At 65.1% G+C, this 21,982-nt stretch carries 19 protein-coding genes; 12 read left to right on the top strand and 7 right to left on the bottom strand.

The annotated features are described in order from the left end of the window. Positions 1-48: 48 nt before the first annotated feature. The 3 genes from thrC to AB4Y43_RS04235 are packed head-to-tail and all read right to left on the bottom strand — an operon-like array spanning position 49 to position 4,130. Positions 49-1,500 (bottom strand): threonine synthase, encoded by a 1,452-nt coding sequence (thrC, locus tag AB4Y43_RS04245; RefSeq protein ID WP_069267524.1) that lies wholly within the window; start codon positions 1,498-1,500, stop codon positions 49-51. Positions 1,501-1,510: 10 nt separating this feature from the next. Further along, entirely contained in the window at positions 1,511-2,842 is a 1,332-nt protein-coding gene (locus tag AB4Y43_RS04240; RefSeq protein WP_368727103.1) for a homoserine dehydrogenase, read from the bottom strand. Between the two features lie 49 nt (positions 2,843-2,891). After that, positions 2,892-4,130: a pyridoxal phosphate-dependent aminotransferase gene (locus AB4Y43_RS04235; RefSeq protein WP_368727102.1), complete on the bottom strand. Its 1,239-nt coding sequence runs from the start codon at positions 4,128-4,130 to the stop codon at positions 2,892-2,894. Positions 4,131-4,667: 537 nt separating this feature from the next. Here AB4Y43_RS04235 and AB4Y43_RS04230 point away from each other — a divergent pair. From AB4Y43_RS04230 to AB4Y43_RS04175, 12 genes are all read left to right on the top strand, one after another. Then, complete coding sequence (locus AB4Y43_RS04230; RefSeq protein ID WP_368727101.1) at positions 4,668-5,048, top strand: Mth938-like domain-containing protein; 381 nt, start codon at positions 4,668-4,670, stop codon at positions 5,046-5,048. Positions 5,049-5,196: 148 nt separating this feature from the next. Further along, a complete protein-coding gene (locus tag AB4Y43_RS04225; protein WP_368727100.1) occupies positions 5,197-6,888 on the top strand; it encodes a glycosyltransferase family 39 protein in 1,692 nt (563 codons plus the stop codon). Between the two features lie 142 nt (positions 6,889-7,030). Beyond that, positions 7,031-7,402, top strand: a complete 372-nt coding sequence (locus AB4Y43_RS04220) for an SMR family transporter (RefSeq protein WP_028204911.1) — start codon at positions 7,031-7,033, stop codon at positions 7,400-7,402. A gap of 139 nt (positions 7,403-7,541) precedes the next feature. Next, entirely contained in the window at positions 7,542-8,705 is a 1,164-nt protein-coding gene (locus AB4Y43_RS04215; RefSeq protein ID WP_342945674.1) for a DegT/DnrJ/EryC1/StrS aminotransferase family protein, read from the top strand. Between the two features lie 189 nt (positions 8,706-8,894). Beyond that, complete coding sequence (locus AB4Y43_RS04210; protein ID WP_256094951.1) at positions 8,895-10,001, top strand: glycosyltransferase; 1,107 nt, start codon at positions 8,895-8,897, stop codon at positions 9,999-10,001. Beyond that, positions 9,998-10,954: a formyltransferase gene (locus tag AB4Y43_RS04205; RefSeq protein ID WP_069267529.1), complete on the top strand. Its 957-nt coding sequence runs from the start codon at positions 9,998-10,000 to the stop codon at positions 10,952-10,954. The genes AB4Y43_RS04210 and AB4Y43_RS04205 overlap by 4 nt, the downstream gene beginning before the upstream one ends. After that, the gene (locus AB4Y43_RS04200; RefSeq protein WP_342945673.1) at positions 10,951-12,000 is read left to right on the top strand and encodes a bifunctional UDP-4-keto-pentose/UDP-xylose synthase; all 1,050 of its coding nucleotides are present in this window, start codon (positions 10,951-10,953) and stop codon (positions 11,998-12,000) included. Before AB4Y43_RS04205 ends, AB4Y43_RS04200 begins: the two co-directional genes overlap by 4 nt. Before the next feature lie 24 nt (positions 12,001-12,024). After that, a complete protein-coding gene (locus AB4Y43_RS04195; RefSeq protein WP_342945672.1) occupies positions 12,025-12,921 on the top strand; it encodes a polysaccharide deacetylase family protein in 897 nt (298 codons plus the stop codon). A gap of 146 nt (positions 12,922-13,067) precedes the next feature. After that, on the top strand, positions 13,068-13,529 hold the full coding sequence (locus AB4Y43_RS04190) for a peroxiredoxin (protein ID WP_028204906.1): 462 nt from the start codon (positions 13,068-13,070) through the stop codon (positions 13,527-13,529). A gap of 399 nt (positions 13,530-13,928) precedes the next feature. After that, a complete protein-coding gene (locus tag AB4Y43_RS04185; RefSeq protein WP_368727099.1) occupies positions 13,929-15,770 on the top strand; it encodes a PhoH family protein in 1,842 nt (613 codons plus the stop codon). 236 nt (positions 15,771-16,006) lie between these two features. Further along, the gene (locus AB4Y43_RS04180) at positions 16,007-17,107 is read left to right on the top strand and encodes an NlpC/P60 family protein (protein ID WP_368727098.1); all 1,101 of its coding nucleotides are present in this window, start codon (positions 16,007-16,009) and stop codon (positions 17,105-17,107) included. Between the two features lie 136 nt (positions 17,108-17,243). After that, positions 17,244-18,050 carry an SDR family oxidoreductase gene (locus AB4Y43_RS04175; RefSeq protein WP_368727097.1) on the top strand — a complete coding sequence of 269 codons (807 nt, stop codon included), beginning with the start codon at positions 17,244-17,246 and terminating at the stop codon, positions 18,048-18,050. Between the two features lie 63 nt (positions 18,051-18,113). Here AB4Y43_RS04175 and AB4Y43_RS04170 read toward each other — a convergent pair whose 3' ends face one another. The 4 genes from AB4Y43_RS04170 to rplI all read right to left on the bottom strand — a co-directional run bounded on the left by AB4Y43_RS04170 (position 18,114) and on the right by rplI (position 21,966). Continuing rightward, the gene (locus tag AB4Y43_RS04170; protein ID WP_368727096.1) at positions 18,114-19,124 is read right to left on the bottom strand and encodes an anion permease; all 1,011 of its coding nucleotides are present in this window, start codon (positions 19,122-19,124) and stop codon (positions 18,114-18,116) included. A gap of 10 nt (positions 19,125-19,134) precedes the next feature. Continuing rightward, positions 19,135-19,761 (bottom strand): DUF47 domain-containing protein, encoded by a 627-nt coding sequence (locus tag AB4Y43_RS04165; protein WP_069267536.1) that lies wholly within the window; start codon positions 19,759-19,761, stop codon positions 19,135-19,137. A gap of 205 nt (positions 19,762-19,966) precedes the next feature. Beyond that, positions 19,967-21,349 (bottom strand): replicative DNA helicase, encoded by a 1,383-nt coding sequence (locus AB4Y43_RS04160; protein ID WP_069267537.1) that lies wholly within the window; start codon positions 21,347-21,349, stop codon positions 19,967-19,969. 164 nt (positions 21,350-21,513) lie between these two features. Further along, a complete protein-coding gene (gene rplI / locus AB4Y43_RS04155) occupies positions 21,514-21,966 on the bottom strand; it encodes a 50S ribosomal protein L9 (RefSeq protein WP_069267538.1) in 453 nt (150 codons plus the stop codon). Between the last annotated feature and the right edge of the window lie 16 nt (positions 21,967-21,982).

Here is a 21,982-nt window from a genome sequence, read left to right as displayed (position 1 = left end):
ATGTCCACGCGCCGGGACCGCGAACCGATCCGGCCCCGGCTGCGTCCATCAGTGCGCCGTGTGAGCGGCGATATAGTCCTTCACGCGCTGCGCGTCGGCAGGCACGACTTCGAAGCGCTGCGGCAGCGCCTCGAGGCCTTCGAACGCCGCCGGACGCTCCGGCTCGCGGTCCAGCGCTTCGCGGATCGTCTCGCCGAACTTCACCGGCTGCGCGGTTTCGAGCACGATCATCGGCACACCGGGCTGCAGGTGTTCGCGGGCGACCTTCACGCCGTCGGCCGTATGGGTGTCGATCATCGTCTTGTAGCGCGAGTAGATGTCGCGAATCGTGGCGATGCGGTCGTCGTGGCTGCTGCGGCCCGAAACGAAGCCGAACTGCTTCACGCGCACGAAGTCGCCGCTCGCCACGAGATCGAAACCGCCCTTCTCCTCGACGTCGCGGAACAACTGCGTCACGCGCGCCGGGTCGCGGCCCAGCAAGTCGTAGACGAAGCGCTCGAAGTTCGACGCCTTCGAGATGTCCATGCTCGGGCTCGTCGTGTGATACGTCTCGGCCGAGCCGCGCACGCGGTAAATGCCGGTGCGGAAGAACTCGTCGAGCACGTCGTTCTCGTTGGTCGCGACCACGAGCTTTTCGATCGGCAGACCCATCATGCGCGCGATATGGCCCGCGCACACGTTGCCGAAGTTGCCCGAGGGCACCGTGAACGAGACGCGCTCGTCGTTCGACTTCGTCGCCGCGAAGTAGCCGGCGAAGTAGTACACGACCTGGGCCACGACGCGCGCCCAGTTGATCGAGTTGACCGTGCCGATCTTCTGCTGCGACTTGAACGCGTGGTCGTTCGAAACGGCCTTGACGATGTCCTGGCAGTCGTCGAACACGCCTTCCACGGCCAGATTGAAGATGTTCGGGTCCTGCAGGCTGAACATCTGCGCCGTCTGGAACGCGCTCATCTTCTTGTGCGGCGACAGCATGAACACGCGCACGCCCTTCTTGCCACGCATCGCGTATTCGGCCGCGCTGCCGGTGTCGCCCGAAGTCGCGCCGAGAATGTTCAGCTCCTGGCCGGCCTTCGCGAGCGCGTACTCGAACAGGTTGCCGAGCAGCTGCATCGCCATGTCCTTGAACGCGAGCGTCGGACCGTTCGAGAGTTCGAGCAGCGAGAGCGGCGCGCCGTTTTCCTCGCCGAGCGTGGTGAGCGGCGTGATCTTGCTCGCGTCTTCGCCATGGCGCACGTTGCGGTACGTCTCGCCCGTGTAGGTGCGGCGCGTGATGTCGCGCAGGTCGTCGGCCGGAATGTCACCCGCGAACTTCGAGAGGATCTCGAACGCGAGGTCCGCGTACGAAAGGCCGCGCCAGCGCGCCAGTTCTTCCTTGCTGATCTGCGGATACCCGGCCGGCAGATACAGGCCGCCGTCGCGCGCGAGGCCGCCCAGCAGGATGTCGGAAAACGAATGATGCTCGCCGGCGCCCGCGCCGCGCGTAGATACGTAATTCATAGCCCTTGCCTTAGTTCAGTCCTTCCATACGCAGCTTCGTGACCTGCGACTTCACCGTCGCTAGCTTTTCGATCTGCGCGATCGCCGCGTTGACGTTCTTCTCGATCGTCTCGTGCGTGATCAGGATGATGTCGGTTTCCGCCTTGCCTTGCGCGTCGACCTGCTCCGCTTCCTTTTGCAGCAGCGCGTCGATCGAGATGCCGCTGTCCGCGAGGATGCGCGTGATGGCCGCCATCACGCCGGTCTGGTCCGCCACGCGCAGGCGCAGGTAGTAGCCGCTCGTGACTTCGTCGATCGGCAGGATCGGCGTGTTCGAGAGGCTGTCCGGCTGGAACGCCAGATGCGGCACGCGGTGCTCGGGGTCGGCCGTGTGCAGACGCGTCACATCGACGAGATCGGCCACCACGGCGGATGCCGTCGGCTCCGCGCCCGCGCCCTTGCCGTAGTAGAGCGTCGTGCCGACCGCGTCGCCGTGCACGACCACGGCGTTCATTGCGCCTTCCACGTTCGCGAGCAGGCGCTTGGCCGGAATCAGCGTGGGATGCGTGCGCAGCTCGATGCCGCGATCGGTGCGGCGCGCGATGCCGAGCAGCTTGATGCGATAGCCCAGTTCTTCCGCGTACTTGATGTCGATGGCGTCGAGCTTGCTGATGCCTTCCACATAGGCTTTGTCGAACTGCACGGGCACGCCGAACGCGATCGCGCTCATGATCGTCGCCTTGTGCGCGGCGTCCACGCCTTCGATGTCGAAGGTCGGATCGGCTTCGGCGTAGCCCAGTTCCTGCGCGGCTTTCAATGCGGTCGCGAAGTCGAGCCCGCGCTCACGCATTTCCGAGAGGATGTAGTTGGTCGTGCCGTTGATGATGCCGGCGATGTACTGGATGCGGTTGGCCGTGAGACCTTCGCGCAGCGCCTTGATGATGGGAATGCCGCCCGCCACCGCCGCTTCGAACGCGACCATCACGCCCTTGGCGCGCGCCGCTTCGAAGATCTCGGTGCCGTGCACCGCCAGCAGCGCCTTGTTCGCGGTGACGACATGCTTGCCGCTGGCAATGGCGCGCAGCACGAGATCCCTGGCGAGCGTCGTGCCGCCGATCATTTCGGCGACGATCGAAATCGAGGGATCGTCGACCACGGCGTCGAAGTCGGTCGTCAGCTCGACGCTGCCGGCTTCACTGCCGAGCGCCGTCGTGGCCTTGGCCGGGTTGCGCACGGCGATGCGCGCCACCTCGATGCCGCGGCCCGCGCGGCGTTTGATTTCTTCCTGGTTGCGGCGCAGTACCGTGAAGGTGCCGCTGCCCACCGTGCCGAAGCCCAAGAGACCTACTTTGATCGGATCCATGCAGCGTGTGTTCGTCCAAGTGTTTGAAAAGGGAATGCGTGTGACTGGCTCAGGTGCCGTGCCGCTGGCGATAACCGTCGAGGAAGCGCGCGATGCGGTTGATCGAATCGGTCAGGTCGTCGACGTTCGGCAGGAACACCACGCGGAAGTGATCCGGCTGCTTCCAGTTGAAGCCCGTGCCCTGCACGAGCAGCACGCGCTCCTGCAAGAGCAGATCGAGGATGAACTGCTGGTCGTTCTCGATCGGATAGAGCCTCGGGTCGAGGCGCGGGAACATGTAGAGCGCCGCTTCCGGCTTCACGCAGGTCACGCCCGGAATGGCCGTGAGCATGTTGTACGCCAGTTCGCGCTGGCGATAGAGGCGACCGCCCGGCTGGATCAGCTCGTTGATGCTCTGGTAGCCGCCCAGCGCCGTCTGGATCGCGTACTGGCCCGGCACGTTCGCGCACAGGCGCATCGAGGCGAGAATGCCGAGACCTTCCGTGTAGTCCTTCGAGCGGCGGCGGTTTTCTCCCGTCATGCCCGAGAGGAACATCCAGCCCGCGCGGTAGCCGCACGCGCGATAGCTCTTCGACAGGCTGTTGAGCGTGACGGTGATCACGTCTTCCGAGAGCGAGCCGAGCGCCGTGTGCGTCTTGCCGTCGTAGATGATCTTGTCGTAGACCTCGTCGGCGAACAGGATCAGGCCGTGCTCGCGCGCGATCGCAACGAGCCCGCGCAGCAGGTCGTCCGAATAGAGGGCGCCGGTCGGGTTGTTCGGGTTGATGACGACGATCGCGCGCGTATTCGGCGTGATCTTCGAGCGGATGTCGTCGAGGTCGGGCATCCACGCGTTCGACTCGTCGCAGATGTAGTGCACGGGCGTGCCGCCCGAAAGGCTCACCGCCGCCGTCCACAGCGGATAGTCGGGCGCGGGCAGCAGCACTTCGTCGCCGTCGTTCAGGAGCGCCTGCATGGCCATCACGATCAGTTCGGACGCGCCGTTACCGATGTAGATGTCGTCGAGCTCGACGCCCTTGATGCCCTTTTGCTGCGCGTAATGCATGATCGCCTTGCGCGCGGCGAACACGCCCTTCGAATCCGAATACCCCGAGGAGCCCGGCAGATTCAGGATCATGTCCTGAATGACCTCGTCGGGCGCGTCGAAACCGAACGGCGCGAGATTGCCGATGTTCAGCTTGATGATGCGATGGCCTTCTTCTTCGAGGCGCTTCGCGTGCTCGAGCACCGGCCCGCGGATGTCGTAGCAAACGTTCTGCAGCTTGTTGGATTTGAGAATCGGTTTCACGGCGGGCTATCGTTATCGGTCAGTAAAGCGGTCAGAGAATCAGTCAGGGCGTCAGAGGCGATTAAGACGCGGTAAAAGGGCTGGAACAGGCTGAAATGCCGTCGACCGGCCGGCGGATGGCGCCTTGGTGGACAGGACAGGCAAGGGAGCCGGAGGGGCGCCCCCGGCGGGACAAAAGCCGTGCACGATTGCGTGGGGAGCACGGGGCGCGCGCGCGACGCTTCGCAAAGCGTGCGCTGGCCGACCCGACTACCCCAAAACCGCCCCAGCAGCTTGTGGCTGCCCTCGCCCGATGCGCGGATGGCGCGCGTAGCGGCCTGCCGGCGCGGTCTACCCGCGAGCCCCGCCGCAGCGGCGGCTAAAAAGCTATAATTTAGCGGATTTTGACCAACTTCCGCAATGCGCAATCGGCCACGAGGCGGGTCGCGAAGCGGGTGACACGGCGGGCTGCAAGGCGGTTCGCCGAGGCCGGCGGCGGCACAGGATATGCGCCCCCTCGCTTGCGCACCCGACCTGCCCTTACCCCGGAACCCCGTTTTGAAATTACACCAGGACTCCAGCGCCGCGCTGAACACCGTGACCGGTTACGGCGCCGACTATGTGGAAGTGAACCTCGAACGCCATACGGGCAGCATCATCGTGATGCCCGAATCGCCGGTCACCCCCTGGCCGGTGCAGTCGTTCGACGCCCTCACGCCCGAACTCTTCGAGCTGCTTCTCCCGCTGAACCCCGAAGTGGTCGTCTTCGGCAGCGGGGAGCGGTTGCGCTTTCCGCATCCGCGCCTGACCGCGGCGCTCGCCAGGAAGCGCATCGGTGTGGAGGCGATGGACTTCAAGGCCGCCTGCCGCACCTACAACATCCTCATGGCCGAAGGCCGCCGTGTGGCGGCCGCGCTTCTGATCGAAAGCTCCCCTTAAGCTTGCCATCAGGTCGCCGCGCGGCGGCGTAGTACACTTGCGCGCCGTGTGCGTAGCGCGCGCCCCGGACCCGGCCGCACACCGCGCGCGGCCAGCGCGCGCTTCGCACCCCGACCGCAACGACTGCAACAAGAACAGGCTGAAACCCATGAACGATACGCCATCGAGGCTACCGCTCAACCGCAGCGCGATCCTGCTCCTGATCCTCGCCCTCGCCGTGATCTGGTTCCTGCCGCTCGGCTGGCGCCACCTGCTGCCGAGCGACGAAGGCCGCTACGCCGAAATGGCGCGCGAAATGCTCGCGAGCGACGACTGGATCACGCCGCGCTACAACGACTACAAGTACTTCGAAAAGCCGCCGCTGCAAACCTGGATGAACGCGCTCACCTTCGCGTGGTTCGGCATCGGCGAGTGGCAGGCGCGCCTCTACACGGCGCTCACCGGCTTCGCGGGCGTGCTGCTGATCGGCTTCACCGGCGCGCGCGTGTTCAACGCCGCCACGGGTTTCTTCGCCGCGGTCGTGCTCGCCTGCGCGCCGTACTGGAACCTGATGGGCCACTTCAACACGCTCGACATGGGCCTGGCGTTCTGGATGCAACTCACGCTGTGTGCGCTGCTGCTCGCCCAGCGCCCGACCCTGCCCAAGGCGAACGCGCGCCTGTGGATGTGGGTGTGCTGGGCCGCCATGGCGATGGCGGTGCTGTCCAAGGGCCTCGTCGGCCTGATCCTGCCAGGCGCCGTGCTGGTGCTCTATACGGCGATTTCGCGCGACTGGGCGCTCTGGAAGCGCCTCTATCTCGTGAGCGGTCTGATCGTCTTCTTCGCGATCGTGTCGCCGTGGTTCATCCTCGTGCAGCAGCGCAATCCCGAGTTCTTCAACTTCTTCTTCATCGTCCAGCAGTTCCAGCGCTACCTCACGCCCGCGCAGAACCGCCCCGGCCCGTTCTACTACTTCGTGCCGGTCATGCTGGTGGGCTTCCTGCCGTGGCTTTCGGTGAGCGTGCAGAGCGTGCGCCATGCGCTGCGCGCGCCGCGCCAGCCCAACGGGTTCTCGCCCGTCATGCTGATGCTCGTGTGGACGGTGTTCATTTTCCTGTTCTTCAGCGCCTCGCACTCGAAGCTCGTCTCCTACGTCCTGCCGATCGCGCCGCCCGTGGCGCTCATCATCGGCATGTATCTGCCGGTCATGACGCGCGCCCAGTGGAACAAGCACCTCGCGGGTTACGCGGTGTTCGCCGTCGCGCTGATGGCGGGCTCGTTCGTGCTCACGCGGCTTGGCGACGCGCGCAATCCCAACGCGCTCTACCGCGAGTTCCAGGTCTGGGTGTTCGGCGCGGCCGCGGTGGCCTTCGTCGTCACCATGGTCGGCCTGCGCCTGAACCGCGCGAAACGCACGCCCCAAAACGGCGCGCGCGCGCCAGCGGTTGCGCTCGGCACCGCGTGGCTGCTGCTCGCGACCATTGCGGGCACGGGCCACGACGTGTTCGGCACGCTGAGTTCCGGCGCGCCGCTCGCGCCCGCAGTGCGCGCCGCCATCGCGAAACTGCCGCCGGACGCGCCGTTCTACTCGGTGGGCGTACTCGACCACACGATGCCTTTCTACGTGCGCCACACGATGACGATGGTCGAGGTCACCGACGAGCTGGCCTTCGGCATCTCCGAGGAGCCGCAAAAATGGGTGCCGACCATTGCCGACTGGGAGGCGCGCTGGAAGTCCGACCGTTATGCGCTCGCGCTGATTCCGGTGAAACGCTACGAAGAACTGGCTGCGCAAGGCCTGCCGATGCAGGTGATCGCGCGTGACGCGCGCCGCGTGATCGTTGAAAAGCCGCAATCCTGAGCGCTTCCTGGCCCCGATTGACGCATGGGCGATAATCGGGCCGGGCCGCGGGTGCGCGGCGGCCCAGGCTGGCCTGAACGGCACGGTCGGCCTGCAGCCCAGCTTCCGCCCCAACCCGATAACCGTTGAACCACCCTTTCCGATGAATCCGATTTCCCTCATCTGCATCCTCGCCGGCGTCGGCCTCAACGCCTGCGCGCAACTGTTGCTGAAAGCGGGTGTCAATGCCGTTGGACACTTCGAATTCAGCCGTGCGAACATCTTGCCCATTGGCCTGAAGCTCGCGACGCAAGTGCCGATTCTCGGCGGCCTCACCTGCTACGTGTTCAGCGTGGTCGTGTGGATCGTCGGGCTCTCGCGCGTGGACGTCTCGATCGCCTACCCGATGCTCTCGCTCGGCTACGTGGTCAACGCGTTCGCGGCGTGGTATCTGTTCGGCGAGGTGCTGAGCGTGCAGCGGCTCGTGGGCATCGGCATCATCCTGATCGGCGTGTTCGTGCTGGCGCGCAGCTGACGCGCCGCGGCGCGCTGTGGCGCGCGTGGCGAGGCCGCTTGCAGCGCGGCATATTGCGCCCATATAAGTATTTCGTAAGATGCGCCGCGGCGGCCTTGCCGCCCGGCCCCACTTTCTGACGAGCAAAGAGCAAGCACTCATGACCCAGTCATCCCCGCAGTCGACCCTTCCGTTCCTGCCGTTCGTGCGTCCCGAAATCGACGAGGAAACCATCCAGGGCGTCGCCGACGTACTGCGTTCGGGCTGGATCACGACCGGCCCGCAGAACCAGGCGTTCGAAGCGGCGCTCTCGGAGTATTGCGGCGGCCGTCCGGTGCGCACCTTCAACTCGGGCACGGCGACGCTCGAAATCGGTTTGCGCCTTGCCGGCGTGGGTCCCGGCGACGAAGTCATCACGACGCCCGCGTCGTGGGTTTCCACGAGCAACGTGATCTACGAGGTGGGCGCGACGCCGGTGTTCGCCGACATCGATCCCGTCACGCGCAACATCGATCTCGACAAGCTCGAAGCCGCCATCACGCCGAAGACCAAAGCCATCATCCCGGTCTTTCTCTCGGGCCTGCCCGTCGACATGGACCGGCTCTACGCGATCGCCCGCCAGCACAAGCTGCGCGTAATCGAGGACGCCGCGCAGGCGTTCGGCTCGAGCTGGAACGGCAAGCGCATCGGCGCGATCGGCGACATCGTCTCGTTCAGCTTCCACGCCAACAAGAACCTCACGTCGATCGAAGGCGGCGCGCTCGTCCTCAACGACGAAGCCGAGGCCGTGCTCGCGCAGAAATACCGTCTCCAGGGCATTACGCGCACGGGCTTCGACGGCATGGACTGCGACGTGCTCGGCGGCAAGTACAATCTCACGGATGTGGCGGCGCGCGTCGGGCTCGGCCAGCTCAAGCACATCGAGCGTTTCATCCGGCAGCGCCGCGAGCTTGCGCGGGCTTACTTCGCGGGCTTCGAAGGCGGCGCGGCGGTTAAGCTCGGCGTCGGCCTGCCGCTCGCCGATTTCGCCAACAGCAACTGGCACATGTTCCAGATCACGCTGCCGCTCGACACGCTCGCGATCGACCGCGCCGGTTTCATGGGCGAACTCAAGGAGCGCGGCATCGGCTCGGGCGTGCATTACCCGGCCATCCACCTCTTCACGCTCTACCGCGAGCGTGGTTTCAAGGCGGGCATGTTCCCGCACGCGGAGCGCTTCGGTGCGAGCACGGTCACGCTGCCGCTCTTCACGCAGATGACCGAATCCGACGTGGCGCGCGTGTGCAGCGCGGTGGACGAGATTTGCGCGAAGTTTGCGAAGTAGTTGGCAAAACAGGCAGTAACGGAAGTCGGGGACGGGATAACGCCGCTCCGACGGGCATGGGACCCGTGGCAGCGCTAAAGCGCCAACTCGGGTCGACACAGGGGAAACGCAGGCGGACGGCGCGGCGCATGCGCCGCCGATTTGCGCATGCAGCAAACCGCAGCATCCAATAACGGAATCGACGCACACATGAGTCAAACGGAACAAGGCACCTTGACCCCGGACACGCCGGAAGTCTCGGTCATCATTCCGGTCTACAACGAGGAAGCTGGCCTTCCCGAGCTGTTCGCGCGCCTGTATCCGGCGCTCGACAAGCTCGGCACCTCGTACGAAGTGATCTTCATCAACGACGGTAGCCGCGACCGCTCGGCCGCGATGCTCGCGGAGCAGTTCCGCGCGCGGCCCGATACCACGCGCGCGATCCTGCTCAACGGCAACTACGGCCAGCACATGGCGATTCTCGCGGGCTTCGAGCAGGCCCGCGGCGAGATCGTCATCACGCTCGACGCCGATCTGCAGAATCCGCCCGAGGAAATCGGCAAGCTCGTCGAGAAGATGCGCGAGGGCTACGACTACGTCGGCACCATCCGCAAGCAGCGCCAGGACAGCCTCTGGCGGCGCAAGGCCTCGCAGGCGATGAACCGTCTGCGCGAGCGCATCACGCGCATCAAGATGACCGATCAGGGCTGCATGCTGCGCGCGTACAACCGCCGCATCATCGACACGATCAACCGCTGCGGCGAAATCAACACCTTCATCCCGGCGCTCGCGTACACGTTCTCGCAGAACCCGGTCGAGGTGGAGGTCGCGCACGAGGAGCGCTTCGCGGGCGAATCGAAGTACTCGCTCTACAGCCTCATTCGCCTGAATTTCGACCTCGTGACGGGCTTCTCCGTCGTGCCGCTGCAATGGCTCTCGTTCATCGGCGTGATCCTCTCGCTCGGCTCGGCAGGCCTCTTCCTGCTGCTGCTGATTCGCCGCTTCGTCCTCGGCGCGGAAGTGCAAGGCGTGTTCACGCTCTTCGCCATCACGTTCTTCCTGCTCGGCGTGATCATCTTCGCGCTCGGGCTGCTCGGCGAGTACATCGGCCGCATCTACCAGCAGGTGCGCGCGCGTCCGCGTTACCTGATCCAGACGATCCTCGAGGAGCGCAATGGCCGCGCCGTCGTCGATACGCCGCGCCAGGATTTCATGCAGGCGGCCGCCTTCGCGCAACCGGCTGAACCCGCGCGAGCGGCAGGTGCGGCTGCAAGGCCGGCCACCACGAACGCGGCCAATGAAGGAGCCGGCCAATGAAACCGCGCGCCGTTGTGTTCGCGTATCACAACGTGGGCGTGCGCTGTCTGCAGGTGTTGCTCGCGGGCGGCGTCGACGTTGCGCTCGTCGTCACGCATGAAGACAGCCCGACCGAAAACATCTGGTTCGGCAGCGTGAAGTCGGTGGCCGAGGAGCATGGCATCGAAGTCGTCACGCCCGCCGACCCGAAGAGCGCCGAGTTGCGCGCGGCCGTTTCGGCAGCGCGCCCGGACTTCATCTTCTCGTTCTACTACCGGCACATGCTGCCCGTGGACCTGCTCGCCCTCGCCGGGCGCGGCGCGTACAACGTGCACGGCTCGCTCCTGCCGAAATACCGCGGCCGCGTGCCCACGAACTGGGCCGTGCTCAACGGCGAAACCGAAACGGGCGCCACGCTGCACGAAATGGGCGCGAAGCCCGACGCGGGCGCGATCGTCGCCCAAACCCCGGTGCCGATCCTGCCCGACGACACCGCCGCGCAGGTCTTCGACAAGGTGACGGTCGCCGCCGAGCAGACGCTCTGGCGCGTGCTGCCCGCGCTGATCGCGGGCGAAGCGCCGCATCTGCCGAACGATCTCACGAAGGGCAGCTATTACGGCGGGCGCAAGCCGGAAGACGGCCGCATCGACTTCGGCGAGAGCGCGCAGCACGTGTACAACCTGATCCGCGCCGTCGCGCCGCCCTATCCGGGCGCGTTCACCGACATCGGCAACGAACGTTTCGTGATTGCCCGCGCGCGTCTCGTGCGCCCCGGCTCGCAAGACGCCGAAAGGGTCCGCACCCTCGCCGGATTGCCCGTGGGCATCCACGTAAGCGATAATGCGCTTTTCGCCGTTTGCGGCGACGCACGCGCCATCGCGATCCACGAACTGCGGCATCAGCATAACGGTCAGGAGACCGTCATTAGCCCCGCCGCGTTCTCCGAACTCATTTCATCTGTCCCCCGTCCATGACCAAAAAAGTTCTGATCCTGGGTGTGAACGGCTTTATCGGCCACCACCTCTCCAAGCGCATCCTCGAAAGCACGAACTGGGAAGTGTTCGGCATGGACATGCAGACGGATCGCCTCGGCGACCTCGTCAAGCATGAGCGGATGCACTTCTTCGAAGGCGACATCACGATCAACAAGGAGTGGGTCGAGTACCACGTCAAGAAGTGCGACGTGATCCTGCCGCTGGTCGCCATCGCGACGCCCGCCACCTACGTGCAGCAGCCGCTGCGCGTGTTCGAGCTCGACTTCGAAGCGAACCTGCCGATCGTGCGTTCGGCCGTGAAGTACCGCAAGCACCTCGTCTTCCCGTCGACATCGGAAGTCTATGGCATGTGCTCGGACGAGCAGTTCGACCCGGATGCGTCCGCCCTGACCTACGGCCCGATCAACAAGCCGCGCTGGATCTACGCGTGCTCGAAGCAGCTGATGGACCGCGTGATCTGGGGCTACGGCATGGAAGGCCTGAATTTCACGCTGTTCCGTCCGTTCAACTGGATCGGCCCGGGCCTCGACTCGATCTACACGCCGAAGGAAGGTTCGTCGCGCGTCGTGACGCAGTTCCTCGGCCACATCGTGCGCGGCGAGAACATCAGCCTCGTGGATGGCGGCGCGCAAAAGCGCGCGTTCACCGACATCGACGACGGCATCGCTGCGCTGATGAAGATCATCGAGAACAAGGACGGCGTCGCCACGGGCAAGATCTACAACATCGGCAACCCGACCAACAACTTCTCGGTGCGCGAACTCGCGCACAAGATGCTCGCGCTCGCCGCCGAATTCCCGGAATACGCGGAAACGGCCAAGAAGGTGCAGCTCGTCGAAACGTCGTCGGGCGCGTACTACGGCGCAGGCTATCAGGACGTGCAGAACCGCGTGCCGAAGATCGACAACACGAAGCAGGAACTCGGCTGGGCGCCGAAGTCGACCTTCGACGAAGCGCTGCGCAAGATCTTCGAAGCATACCGCAGCCATGTCGCCGAAGCGCGTGCGCTCGTCGAGCAACATTAAGCGTTAGAGAAAGGTCATCGCCTCTTGGCCCGCATCGTCCTGAAAATCGACGTCGACACGCTGCGCGGTACCCGCGAAGGCGTGCCGAATCTCGCGCGCATCTTCGACCGCTACAAGGCGCGCGCCACGTTCCTGTTCAGCCTCGGCCCCGATCACACGGGCTGGGCGCTGCGTCGCGTGTTGCGACCTGGCTTTCTCAAGAAGGTCTCGCGCACGTCGGTGGTCGAGCACTACGGCGTGAAGCAGCTGATGTACGGCGTGCTGCTGCCGGGGCCCGACATCGGCGTAGAAGCCGCGGCGGAAATGCGCGCGATTCACGAAGCCGGCTTCGAGTGCGGCATCCATACGTGGGATCACGTGTACTGGCAGGACAACGTGCGCAAGCGCGACGCGCGGTGGACCGCGCGCCAGATGCAGAAGAGCCACGACCGCTTCACGCGGATCTTCGGCACGCCGCCCGTCACGCACGGCGCGGCAGGCTGGCAGATGAACGAAGCCGCCTTCGAGCAGATCGACACGTGGGGCATGCGCTACGCCTCCGACGGGCGCGGTCATTCGCCCTACCGTCCGGTGGTGGCGGGCCGCACGCTGAACCACGTGCAGATGCCCACCACGCTGCCCACGCTCGACGAGGTGCTCGGTGTCGATGGCGTCGATACCGATACGGTCGCGGCGTGGATGCTCAAGCGCACCGAAAACAACCCGCACGATCAGGTCTTCACGCTGCACGCCGAACTCGAAGGCCAGAAGCTCGCACCGGTGTTCGAACAGCTGCTCGCCGGCTGGCGCGCACAAGGCCATACGTTTGCCACGATGGGCGACTACCATGCGACGCTGGACCCGGATTCGCTGCCATCGTACCCTGTCACCTGGGGCGAGATCGCCGGCCGCTCCGGCCAGCTGATCGTGCAGCCCGACTGAATCCGCCGCCTGCGCGCCGCGGGGTGTCTGCCAGGACCCGCGCCCGCGCAACACCGCCCGCCGCGGGCGGCACGCCGTCCCGGCGAAACGGCGCCGTGCGCTGCGGCAAAGCCAGCCAATAACAAAGGGAGAGCCACGTGCCTGACGTGACCATCGCAGTCGACCACCCCGTCCCGGACTTCACCGCCCCTGCTACCGGCGGCGACTTCACGCTGTCGAGCCTGAAGGGCAGCAAGGTGGTGCTGTACTTCTATCCGAAAGACAACACGCCCGGCTGCACGACCGAAGGCCTGCAGTTCCGCGACCTCTATCCGAAGTTCAAAAAGGCCGGCGCGCAGATCGTGGGCGTGTCGCGCGACAGCGTGCGTTCGCACGATAACTTCAAGGCCAAGCTCGAACTGCCGTTTACCTTGGTATCGGATGCCGACGAAGCGCTGTGCACGCTCTTCGACGTCATCAAACTGAAGAAAATGTATGGCAAACAGGTACGAGGGATCGAACGCTCGACCTTCCTCATCGACGCAACTGGCGTGTTGCGCCAGGAGTGGCGCGGCATCAAGGTCCCGGGCCATGTCGATGAAGTGCTGGAGGCTGTACAAGCGCTTTGAGGAGCGTTATATTGGGCTGCAATGAGTGCCTGTCCAACCCTTTTTACGTCGCGTTGCGGCGGTTTCGCAGCCGGTCATGGAATGACCGGAAGGGCGTATCCGAGGCAACGGGACAACACCGAAGTGAAGCCGCTTGCCTCGTCATCCGGGGCGGCGGCTTTTTTGTTTGTTCGATGCTGTTCTCTTCCGCTTTTCTCCCCGTTCGTGCCGGCTTTGCGACCCGGCGCGCGCAAACATCAAGGAGCTGATCGAAAACCAGGCGAACCGGCATTTTCTGACATGAGCGCGCACCTTGCGCAGTAACGGCGGAGGCCTACCCGGCACCCGCACGCACCGCCCGAAAGCGCGCCTTACTGGGTAACCCCGCGACCACTCGACCCGATTTTTTCGAGGGACACCATGCCTTTGCCTACTCCCCCCAGCAAGCTCGGCAACCTGCTGCCGCCCGAAGAATACAAGGCGCGTGCCCGCACGACGCGCAGCACACGCAAGGCCGCGAGCGAGAACGACGCGGCCGACGTTGCAGAATACGGCCCCGGCAGTGTCGCCGAGCCGATGACTCAGGCCGCCAACGCCGCAACCACCTTGCGCACGGTGCCGCTTTCGAGCGCCAGCGCCGAACTGGCCGCGCTCGAACCGGTCGCACCGGCGCCCGCGCGCAACAAGCGCAACCACAGCAAGCAAGTCACGGCAGCGCTGCTGCAGCCTCTCGAGGCCCGCACCGATGCCGACGAGACACCCGTTGCGCGCGGCGGCAAACCCGCCTCGGCAAAAGCCTCCGGCGGCGCCGCTGCGCCCGCCACGCGCGCCGGCGCGAAAAAACGCGTGCATCCCGAAGAGAGCACCGAAGTCCAGAAGCTTTTTGTGCTCGACACCAACGTGCTGATGCACGACCCGACCTGCCTGTTCCGTTTCGAGGAACACGACGTCTATCTGCCGATGATGACGTTGGAAGAACTCGACAACCACAAGAAGGGCATGTCGGAAGTCGCGCGCAACGCGCGCCAGGTGAGCCGCACGCTCGACCAGCTGGTCGCCAATGCGGGCCCGATCTCGGAAGGCATTTCGCTTGGCCGCCTCGGCAGCCGCGAGGCGCTTGGTCGCCTGTACTTCCAGACCACGCTCACGCATATCGATCCGGTCGACGGCCTGCCCCAGGGCAAAGCCGATAACCAGATCCTCGGCGTGGTGCGCGCGCTGCAGCGCGATCGGCCGGACCGCCTCGTCGTGCTGGTGTCGAAAGACATCAACATGCGCATCAAGGCTCATGCGCTCGGCCTGCCTGCGGAAGACTACTTCAACGACCAGGTTCTCGAAGACAAGGACCTGCTCTACTCGGGCGTGCGTGCGCTCCAGCAGGACTTCTGGTCGAAGCACGCCAAGGGCATGGAGTCCTGGCAGGACACCAAGACCGGCACGACGTATTACCGCGTGACGGGTCCCGAGTGCCTCTCGATGCTCGTGAACGAGTTCGTCTATCTCGAGCCGCAGAACGGCGAACCGGCGTTCCACGCGATCGTGCGCGAGCTCAACGGCAAGACGGCGCTCCTGCAAACGCTGCGCGACTACGGCCACCACAAGAACAATGTGTGGGGCATCACGGCGCGCAACCGCGAGCAGAACTTTGCGCTGAACCTGCTGATGAATCCGGAGATCGACTTCGTCACGCTGCTCGGCCAGGCCGGCACGGGCAAGACACTCGTCGCGCTCGCGGCGGGCCTGGCGCAAGTGCTCGACGAGAAGCGCTACAACGAGATCATCGTCACGCGCGCGACCGTGCCGGTCGGCGAGGACATCGGTTTCCTGCCGGGCACCGAAGAAGAAAAGATGCAGCCCTGGATGGGCGCCTTCGACGACAACCTCGAAGTGCTTCAGAAGACCGATGACGCCGCCGGCGAATGGGGGCGCGCCGCGACCCAGGAACTGATCCGCTCGCGCCTGAAGGTCAAGAGCATGAACTTCATGCGCGGCCGCACGTTCGTGGACAAGTATCTGATCATCGACGAGGCGCAGAACCTGACGCCGAAGCAGATGAAGACGCTCGTCACGCGCGCGGGTCCGGGCACGAAGATCGTGTGTCTCGGCAACATCGCGCAGATCGACACGCCGTATCTGACCGAAGGCAGCTCCGGCCTCACCTACGTGGTGGACCGCTTCAAGGGCTGGGCGCACAGCGGCCACGTGACGCTCGCACGCGGCGAACGCTCCCGGCTTGCCGATTACGCGTCCGATATCCTGTAATCCATTCGCTTGGGCGCCGCCTTTCTGGGGCGCCCGTGCAGATGGCGAGGACCGTATCCGGGGAACCGGATACGGTCCTTTTTTTATTGGCCAGGCGTCCCCCAGGCACAACAGTTGGCGCACGAACTTCAAGTAAGTTGTGAAGAATTCTTGCGAAAGCGCTGACGGGCGGGCTACCATCCGCCCATGATCCGTTTTCCCGATGGCGCGAGCGTCGCGCGCGCCACCTCCGCTTCATGCGTCGACTCTGGCTTCCGCTTCTGATCGCAGTCCTGCTTGCCGCGTGCTCCAGTGCGCCGCAAAGGGTATCGCGCAGTGGTTCGTCTGCCGGCGAAAACGCGTGGCGCACCAAGCCTGCGGGCTTCCCCAATTTCGTCGATCACAGTGTGGGCCGCGAGGAAATCTCCATCCAGGCGATGGGCCTCGTCGGCATTCCGTATCGCTGGGGCGGCAATACGCCCGACAGCGGCTTCGATTGCAGCGGTCTCGTCAAATACGTGCTCGCGCGCTCGGCCTCGGTGGACTTGCCCCGCACCACGGCCGACATGAGCATGCGCGGCGAAACGATCGAGCCCGACGAGATTGCCGCCGGCGACCTCGTCTTCTTCAATACGACGGGGCGGCCGCATTCGCACGTCGGGATATATGTCGGCAACCTGCGCTTCGTCAACGCGCCTTCGACCGGCGGCACAGTGCGACTCGACTATCTGACCAACCCATACTGGGCGAAGCGCTTCGACGGGATCCGCCGCATGGCGCCGCCCAAACGCACGCCTTTCGAGACGCCGACCTGGGAAGCGTCTGCGCCGGCTGAACGCGTGCCTGGCGCGAACACCGCGCCACCGGCTGCCGCAATGGCGAGCGTCGCGCCGACTGCGGCGGCGCAGCCCGTGCCGCGAGTCGCGGCCGCGAGCCAGAACCGCGTCGTCGGCGCACCGCAGGCGGCCTATGCGGCAACGCCGGCGACCACGCCGGCCGACGCGTGCGAGCCGCCGCCCGCCGCGCTCGGCGCGGCGCAGACGCAGGCACGCAACGCGGGCGCGCTCGCACCGGCGGCCGCGCCCGCCAACAACGCGCCTGCATACGCTACCAACTCCGCCGCCAGCGCCCCGCGCGACGCCATCGACGCCGCCGCCGACGCCTTCGAGCCCCCTCCGCCCACGGCAAGCGCAGCGGCGCGCCAGGCCGGCCAGGTGGGCTCGACGCCGATCCAGGCGACTTCGCCAGCCGCGGGAGGCGCGCAGATCATGCGCGCCTCGACGGCCGGCCCGGCCTCGCCCTCCCCGACCCAGTCCAGCGACGACCCCATCGCGCGCTTTGCCAACGGCGGCGACTGAAGCGACCCGGCCACGGCGCTGCGCGGCACGTTGCCCCTGGCCGAACGGCCGAGCATGCTTGCAGCGGTTTGCGGCGCCCCGCGCCTCTGCTATCGTTTTGGGACCGTTTTTCATACTTTCGCGCAGCGAGGCGACGATGGATCTTGGACTCAGCAAGAAGGTGGTACTCGTGACGGGCGGCAGCAAGGGCATTGGCCTTGCCTGCGCGCGCGCCTTTGCGCAGGAAGGCGCCCGCGTGGCGATCGTCTCGCGCGACCCCGCCAATCTCGCGCGTGCTCGTGAGCAACTAGCGAGCGAAGGCCTGCACGTGCACCTCACGCGCGCGGACCTGCACGAAGCGCATAGCGCCGCCGACGTGGTCGAAGAAGTCTCCACCGCGGTCGGCCCCATCGATATCCTCATCAACAGCGCGGGCGCGGCACGCCGCTACGACCCGGAAACCCTCGATGCGGACGCGTTCAGGGCCACGATGGAGGCGAAATATTTTCCCTACATCTACCCGCAGCAGGAGGTGCTGCGCCGCATGGTGCAGCGGATCAAGTCGGGCGAGAGCATGGAACCCGGGGCGATCGTCAACATCATCGGCATGGGCGGCAAGTTCGCGAGTGACATCCATATCGCGGGCGGCGCGGCCAACGCGGCGCTGATGCTCGCGACCGTGGGCCTCGCGCATTACCACGCGCGCTATGGCATCCGCATCAACGCGATCAACCCCGGCGCCACGCTCACGGAGCGGCTGCAGGAGGCCGTTCACCTGGAGGCGCAACGCACGGGCGTCGGTGCGCAAGAGGCCTTGGCGAACGGCGAATCGAAGGTGCCGCTCGGGCGCTACGCGAAGCCGGAGGAAATTGCCGATGTCGCGCTCTTCCTCGCGAGCCGCCGCGCGAGCTACGTCACCGGCGCGCTCATTCCGATGGACGGGGCCAGCACGCCACTGATCTGAAGCGCGCGTCAGCGCGCGGGCGTAGCCTCAAAAGCACTGCGGCGCCCGAAGGCGCCGCAGGTTTTACATGAAGCGGTGACCGAGCCACCATGCGGCCGCGGCCAGCGTGGCCGAGGCCGGTATGGTCAGCACCCAGGCCCAGACGATGTTGCCCGCCACGCCCCAGCGCACCGCGCTGAGTTTTTGCGTCGCGCCAACGCCGACAATCGCGCCGGTGATCGTGTGCGTGGTCGAAACGGGAATGCCCATCCACGAAGCCGTGAAGAGCGTGAGCGCCCCGCCCGCCTCCGCGCAGAAACCGCCCACCGGCTTGAGCCTGGTGATCTTCTGCCCCATCGTGCGCACGATGCGCCAGCCGCCGAACAGCGTGCCGAGACCCATCGATAGATAGCAGCCGCCGATCACCCAGATGGGCGGCGCGTCCGAGCCGATCGCCGAGTAGCCCGTTGCGATCAGCAGCATCCAGATGATGCCGATGGTCTTCTGCGCGTCGTTGCCGCCGTGGCCGAGACTATAGAGGCTCGCGGAGAGCAGTTGCAGGCGCCTGAAGCGCCGGTCGACCTTGCTGGGCGGCGTGCGGAAGTACAGCCACGACACCGTGAGCATGAAGAACGAACCCAGCACGAAACCGAGCAGCGGCGAGATGAAGATGAACGCCACGGTCTTCATGAGGCCGTCGAAGTTGAGGGAGGCCCAGCCCGACTTCGCGAGCGCCGCCCCCACGAGACCGCCGATCAGCGCGTGCGACGAACTCGACGGAATGCCGTAGTACCAGGTGAGCACGTTCCAGCCGATCGCGCCCATCAGCGCGCCGAACACCACGTAGTGGTCGACGATATCGGGATCGATGGTGCCCTTGCCTACCGTCTGCGCCACCTTCAGGTGGAACACGAAATAGGCGATCACGTTGAACATGGCAGCAAAAGCCACCGCCTGCTGCGGCTTCAGAACGCCCGTTGACACGACCGTGGCGATGGAATTCGCCGCGTCGTGAAAGCCGTTCATGAAGTCGAAGACGAGAGCGATGGCGACCAGCGTCGCGACCGCCCAGAGAGCGAGTTGTATCGATTGCATCGCAGTGTGCTCAGGCGTTCTCTAGCACGATGCCTTCGATGATGTTCGCGACATCCTCGCACTTGTCCGTGATCGCTTCGAGCAGTTCGTAGATCGCCTTCAGCTTGATCAGGTTCTTGACGTCGTCTTCCTCGCGGAAGAGCTTCGAAATGGCCCCGCGCAGCAAGCGGTCGGCGTCGGACTCCAGACGGTCGATGTCTTCGCAGGCCTGCAGGATCTCGCGCGCCTGCTTCATATCGGAGAGCAGGCCCACCGCCAGCTGCACGCGCTCGGCCGTGGCCGTCACCACGTGCGCCAGCTGGCTCGCCTCGGCGGTCACGGCTTGCACGTCGTAGAGCGAGATGGCCGTGGCGACGTCTTCCATCAGGTCGAGGCAGTCGTCCATCGTGGTGATCAGCTTGTGGATCTCGTCGCGGTCGAGCGGTGTGATGAAGGTCTTGTGCAGAAGGTCGATCGCCTCGTGCGTGAGCTTGTCGGCGGCCTTTTCGGAGGCCTGCACATTCTGCTTGTGAACCTCGGCGTCAGCGAGGTTATCGATCAGGAGTTCGAGTTCGCGGCTCGCGGAAACGATGCATTTCGCATGCGCATTGAAAATCTCGAAGAACTTGCCCTCGGTGGGCATGAATCGACCGAACATTGGTATCCCGGAAATTGGTCTCGGATTGCCGTCACGAAGCGGTGACTTCGCGGTCACTTCGCGGCAATCGGGCGGCAAAATAAGTGACAGAGATGACTGTCATAAAACGGCAACATTGTATCGTCAGGCGAGAGCTGCCGCATGGATCGGCAGTCGCCAACGCGGCATTTGCGCCACTTTGGCGCAAGCCGCGCAACGCTTTGCGTTATTCGCCGTAGAAGGTCTGCGCTCCGGCAAAATTATCGAACTTCGTGTATTGACCGTGGAACGTGAGGCGAACGGGTCCGATCGGACCGTTACGCTGCTTGCCGATGATGATTTCGGCCGTGCCCTTGTCGGGGCTGTCGGGGTTGTAGACTTCGTCGCGATAAATGAACAGGATGACGTCCGCGTCCTGTTCGATTGCGCCCGATTCGCGCAGGTCCGACATCACCGGCCGCTTGTTCGGACGCTGCTCCAGACCGCGGTTCAACTGCGAGAGCGCGATCACAGGGACATCCAGTTCCTTCGCCAGGCTCTTGAGCGAGCGCGAAATTTCCGAAATTTCGGTCGCACGGTTCTCGCCCGTGCCCGAGCCGCTCATCAGCTGCAGGTAGTCGATGATGATGAGCCCGAGCTTGCCGCACTGGCGCGACAGACGCCGCGCGCGCGAGCGCAATTCCATCGGATTCAGGCCGCCGGTTTCGTCGATGAAGATCTGCGCCTCGCTCATTTTCTGCACGGCGTGCGTGAGCTTCGGCCAATCCTCATCGGTCAGACGGCCCGTACGCATGCGGTGCTGATCCAGACGGCCCACCGACCCGAGCATACGCATGATGAGCTGCGTGCCCGGCATTTCCATTGAGAACACGGCCACCGGCAGACCATACTCGACGGCCACGTACTCGCCGATGTTCATCGAGAACGCGGTCTTACCCATCGAGGGGCGCCCTGCCACGATGATCAGCTCGCCGCCGTGCATGCCCGACGTCATGCGGTCGAGGTCCATGAAGCCCGTAGGCGTGCCCGTCACGTCGCTCGGGTTGGCCGTGTGATAGAGCGTGTCGATGCGCTCCACGACCTGCGTGAGCAGCGGCCCGATCTCGAGGAAGCCCTGGGTGCCGCGCGCGCCGTCTTCGGCGATCGAGAACACCTTCGACTCGGCCTCGTCGAGCAGCTGGCGCACTTCCTTGCCCTGCGGGTTGAAGGCGTCGGCGGAAATTTCGTCGGCGACGGAAACGAGGCGGCGCAGCACCGCGCGGTCACGCACGATTTCCGCGTAGCGGCGAATATTCGCGGCGCTCGGCGTGTTCTGCGCGAGCGCGTTCAGGTACGCGAGGCCACCCACGTCATCCGCTTTGCCCGAGGTGCCGAGCGCCTCGTACACCGTCACCACGTCGGCCGGGCGCGTGGCGGCGATCAGCCGGCCAATGTGCTCGAAGATGATGCGGTGATCGTAGCGATAGAAGTCGCTTTGCGAGAGGAAGTCGGCAATCCGGTCCCATGCGCCGTTATCCAGCAGCAGGCCGCCGAGCACCGATTGCTCGGCTTCGATCGAATGCGGCGGGACTTTCAGCGAGTCGAGTTGGGGATCTTTCGGAGCGTTCATGGAGGGCAATTATCGGACAAGGGGGTGCCTCGAACAAGCTTGAAAACTTGCAATGCGCGGAGCGTCCAGGCAGCGCACAACAAAAAAGGCAGAAGCCCTGCGGCTCCTGCCCTTCCTGAATCTTGCGTCAAACCGCGCGGCCCGTGAGGGCCGCACGTGGGTACTTAGGCGTGCTCGCCCAGCACCGACACCGTGACGTCGACGAGGACGTCGGTGTGCAGTGCAACCTGCACCGGGTGGTCGCCCACCATCTTCAGCGGGCCTTCCGGCAGACGCACTTGCGCCTTTTCCACTGCGAAGCCTTGCTTCGTGAGCGCAACGGCGATGTCCGCGTTCGTGACCGAACCGAACAGGCGGCCGTCCACGCCGGCCTTCTGGCCGATCTGGACGGTCAGGCCGTTCAGCTTTTCGCCTTCGGCTTGAGCGGCTGCCAGCTTTTCAGCGGCGACCTTTTCGAGTTCTGCGCGGCGGACTTCGAATTCAGCGATTGCGTCCTTCGTAGCACGGCGTGCCTTCTTGTTCGGGATCAGGAAGTTACGTGCGTAACCGTCCTTCACCTTGACGATGTCGCCGAGGTTACCCAGGTTGACGACTTTTTCCAGAAGAATGATCTGCATTCTATTGCTCCTTATC

It is taken from the genome of Paraburkholderia sp. BR10872, assembly GCF_040965835.1.
Classification (GTDB): domain Bacteria; phylum Pseudomonadota; class Gammaproteobacteria; order Burkholderiales; family Burkholderiaceae; genus Paraburkholderia; species Paraburkholderia nodosa_A.
Note: the sequence above shows the minus strand (reverse complement) of the source record. Positions and strands in the feature narration are given on the sequence as shown.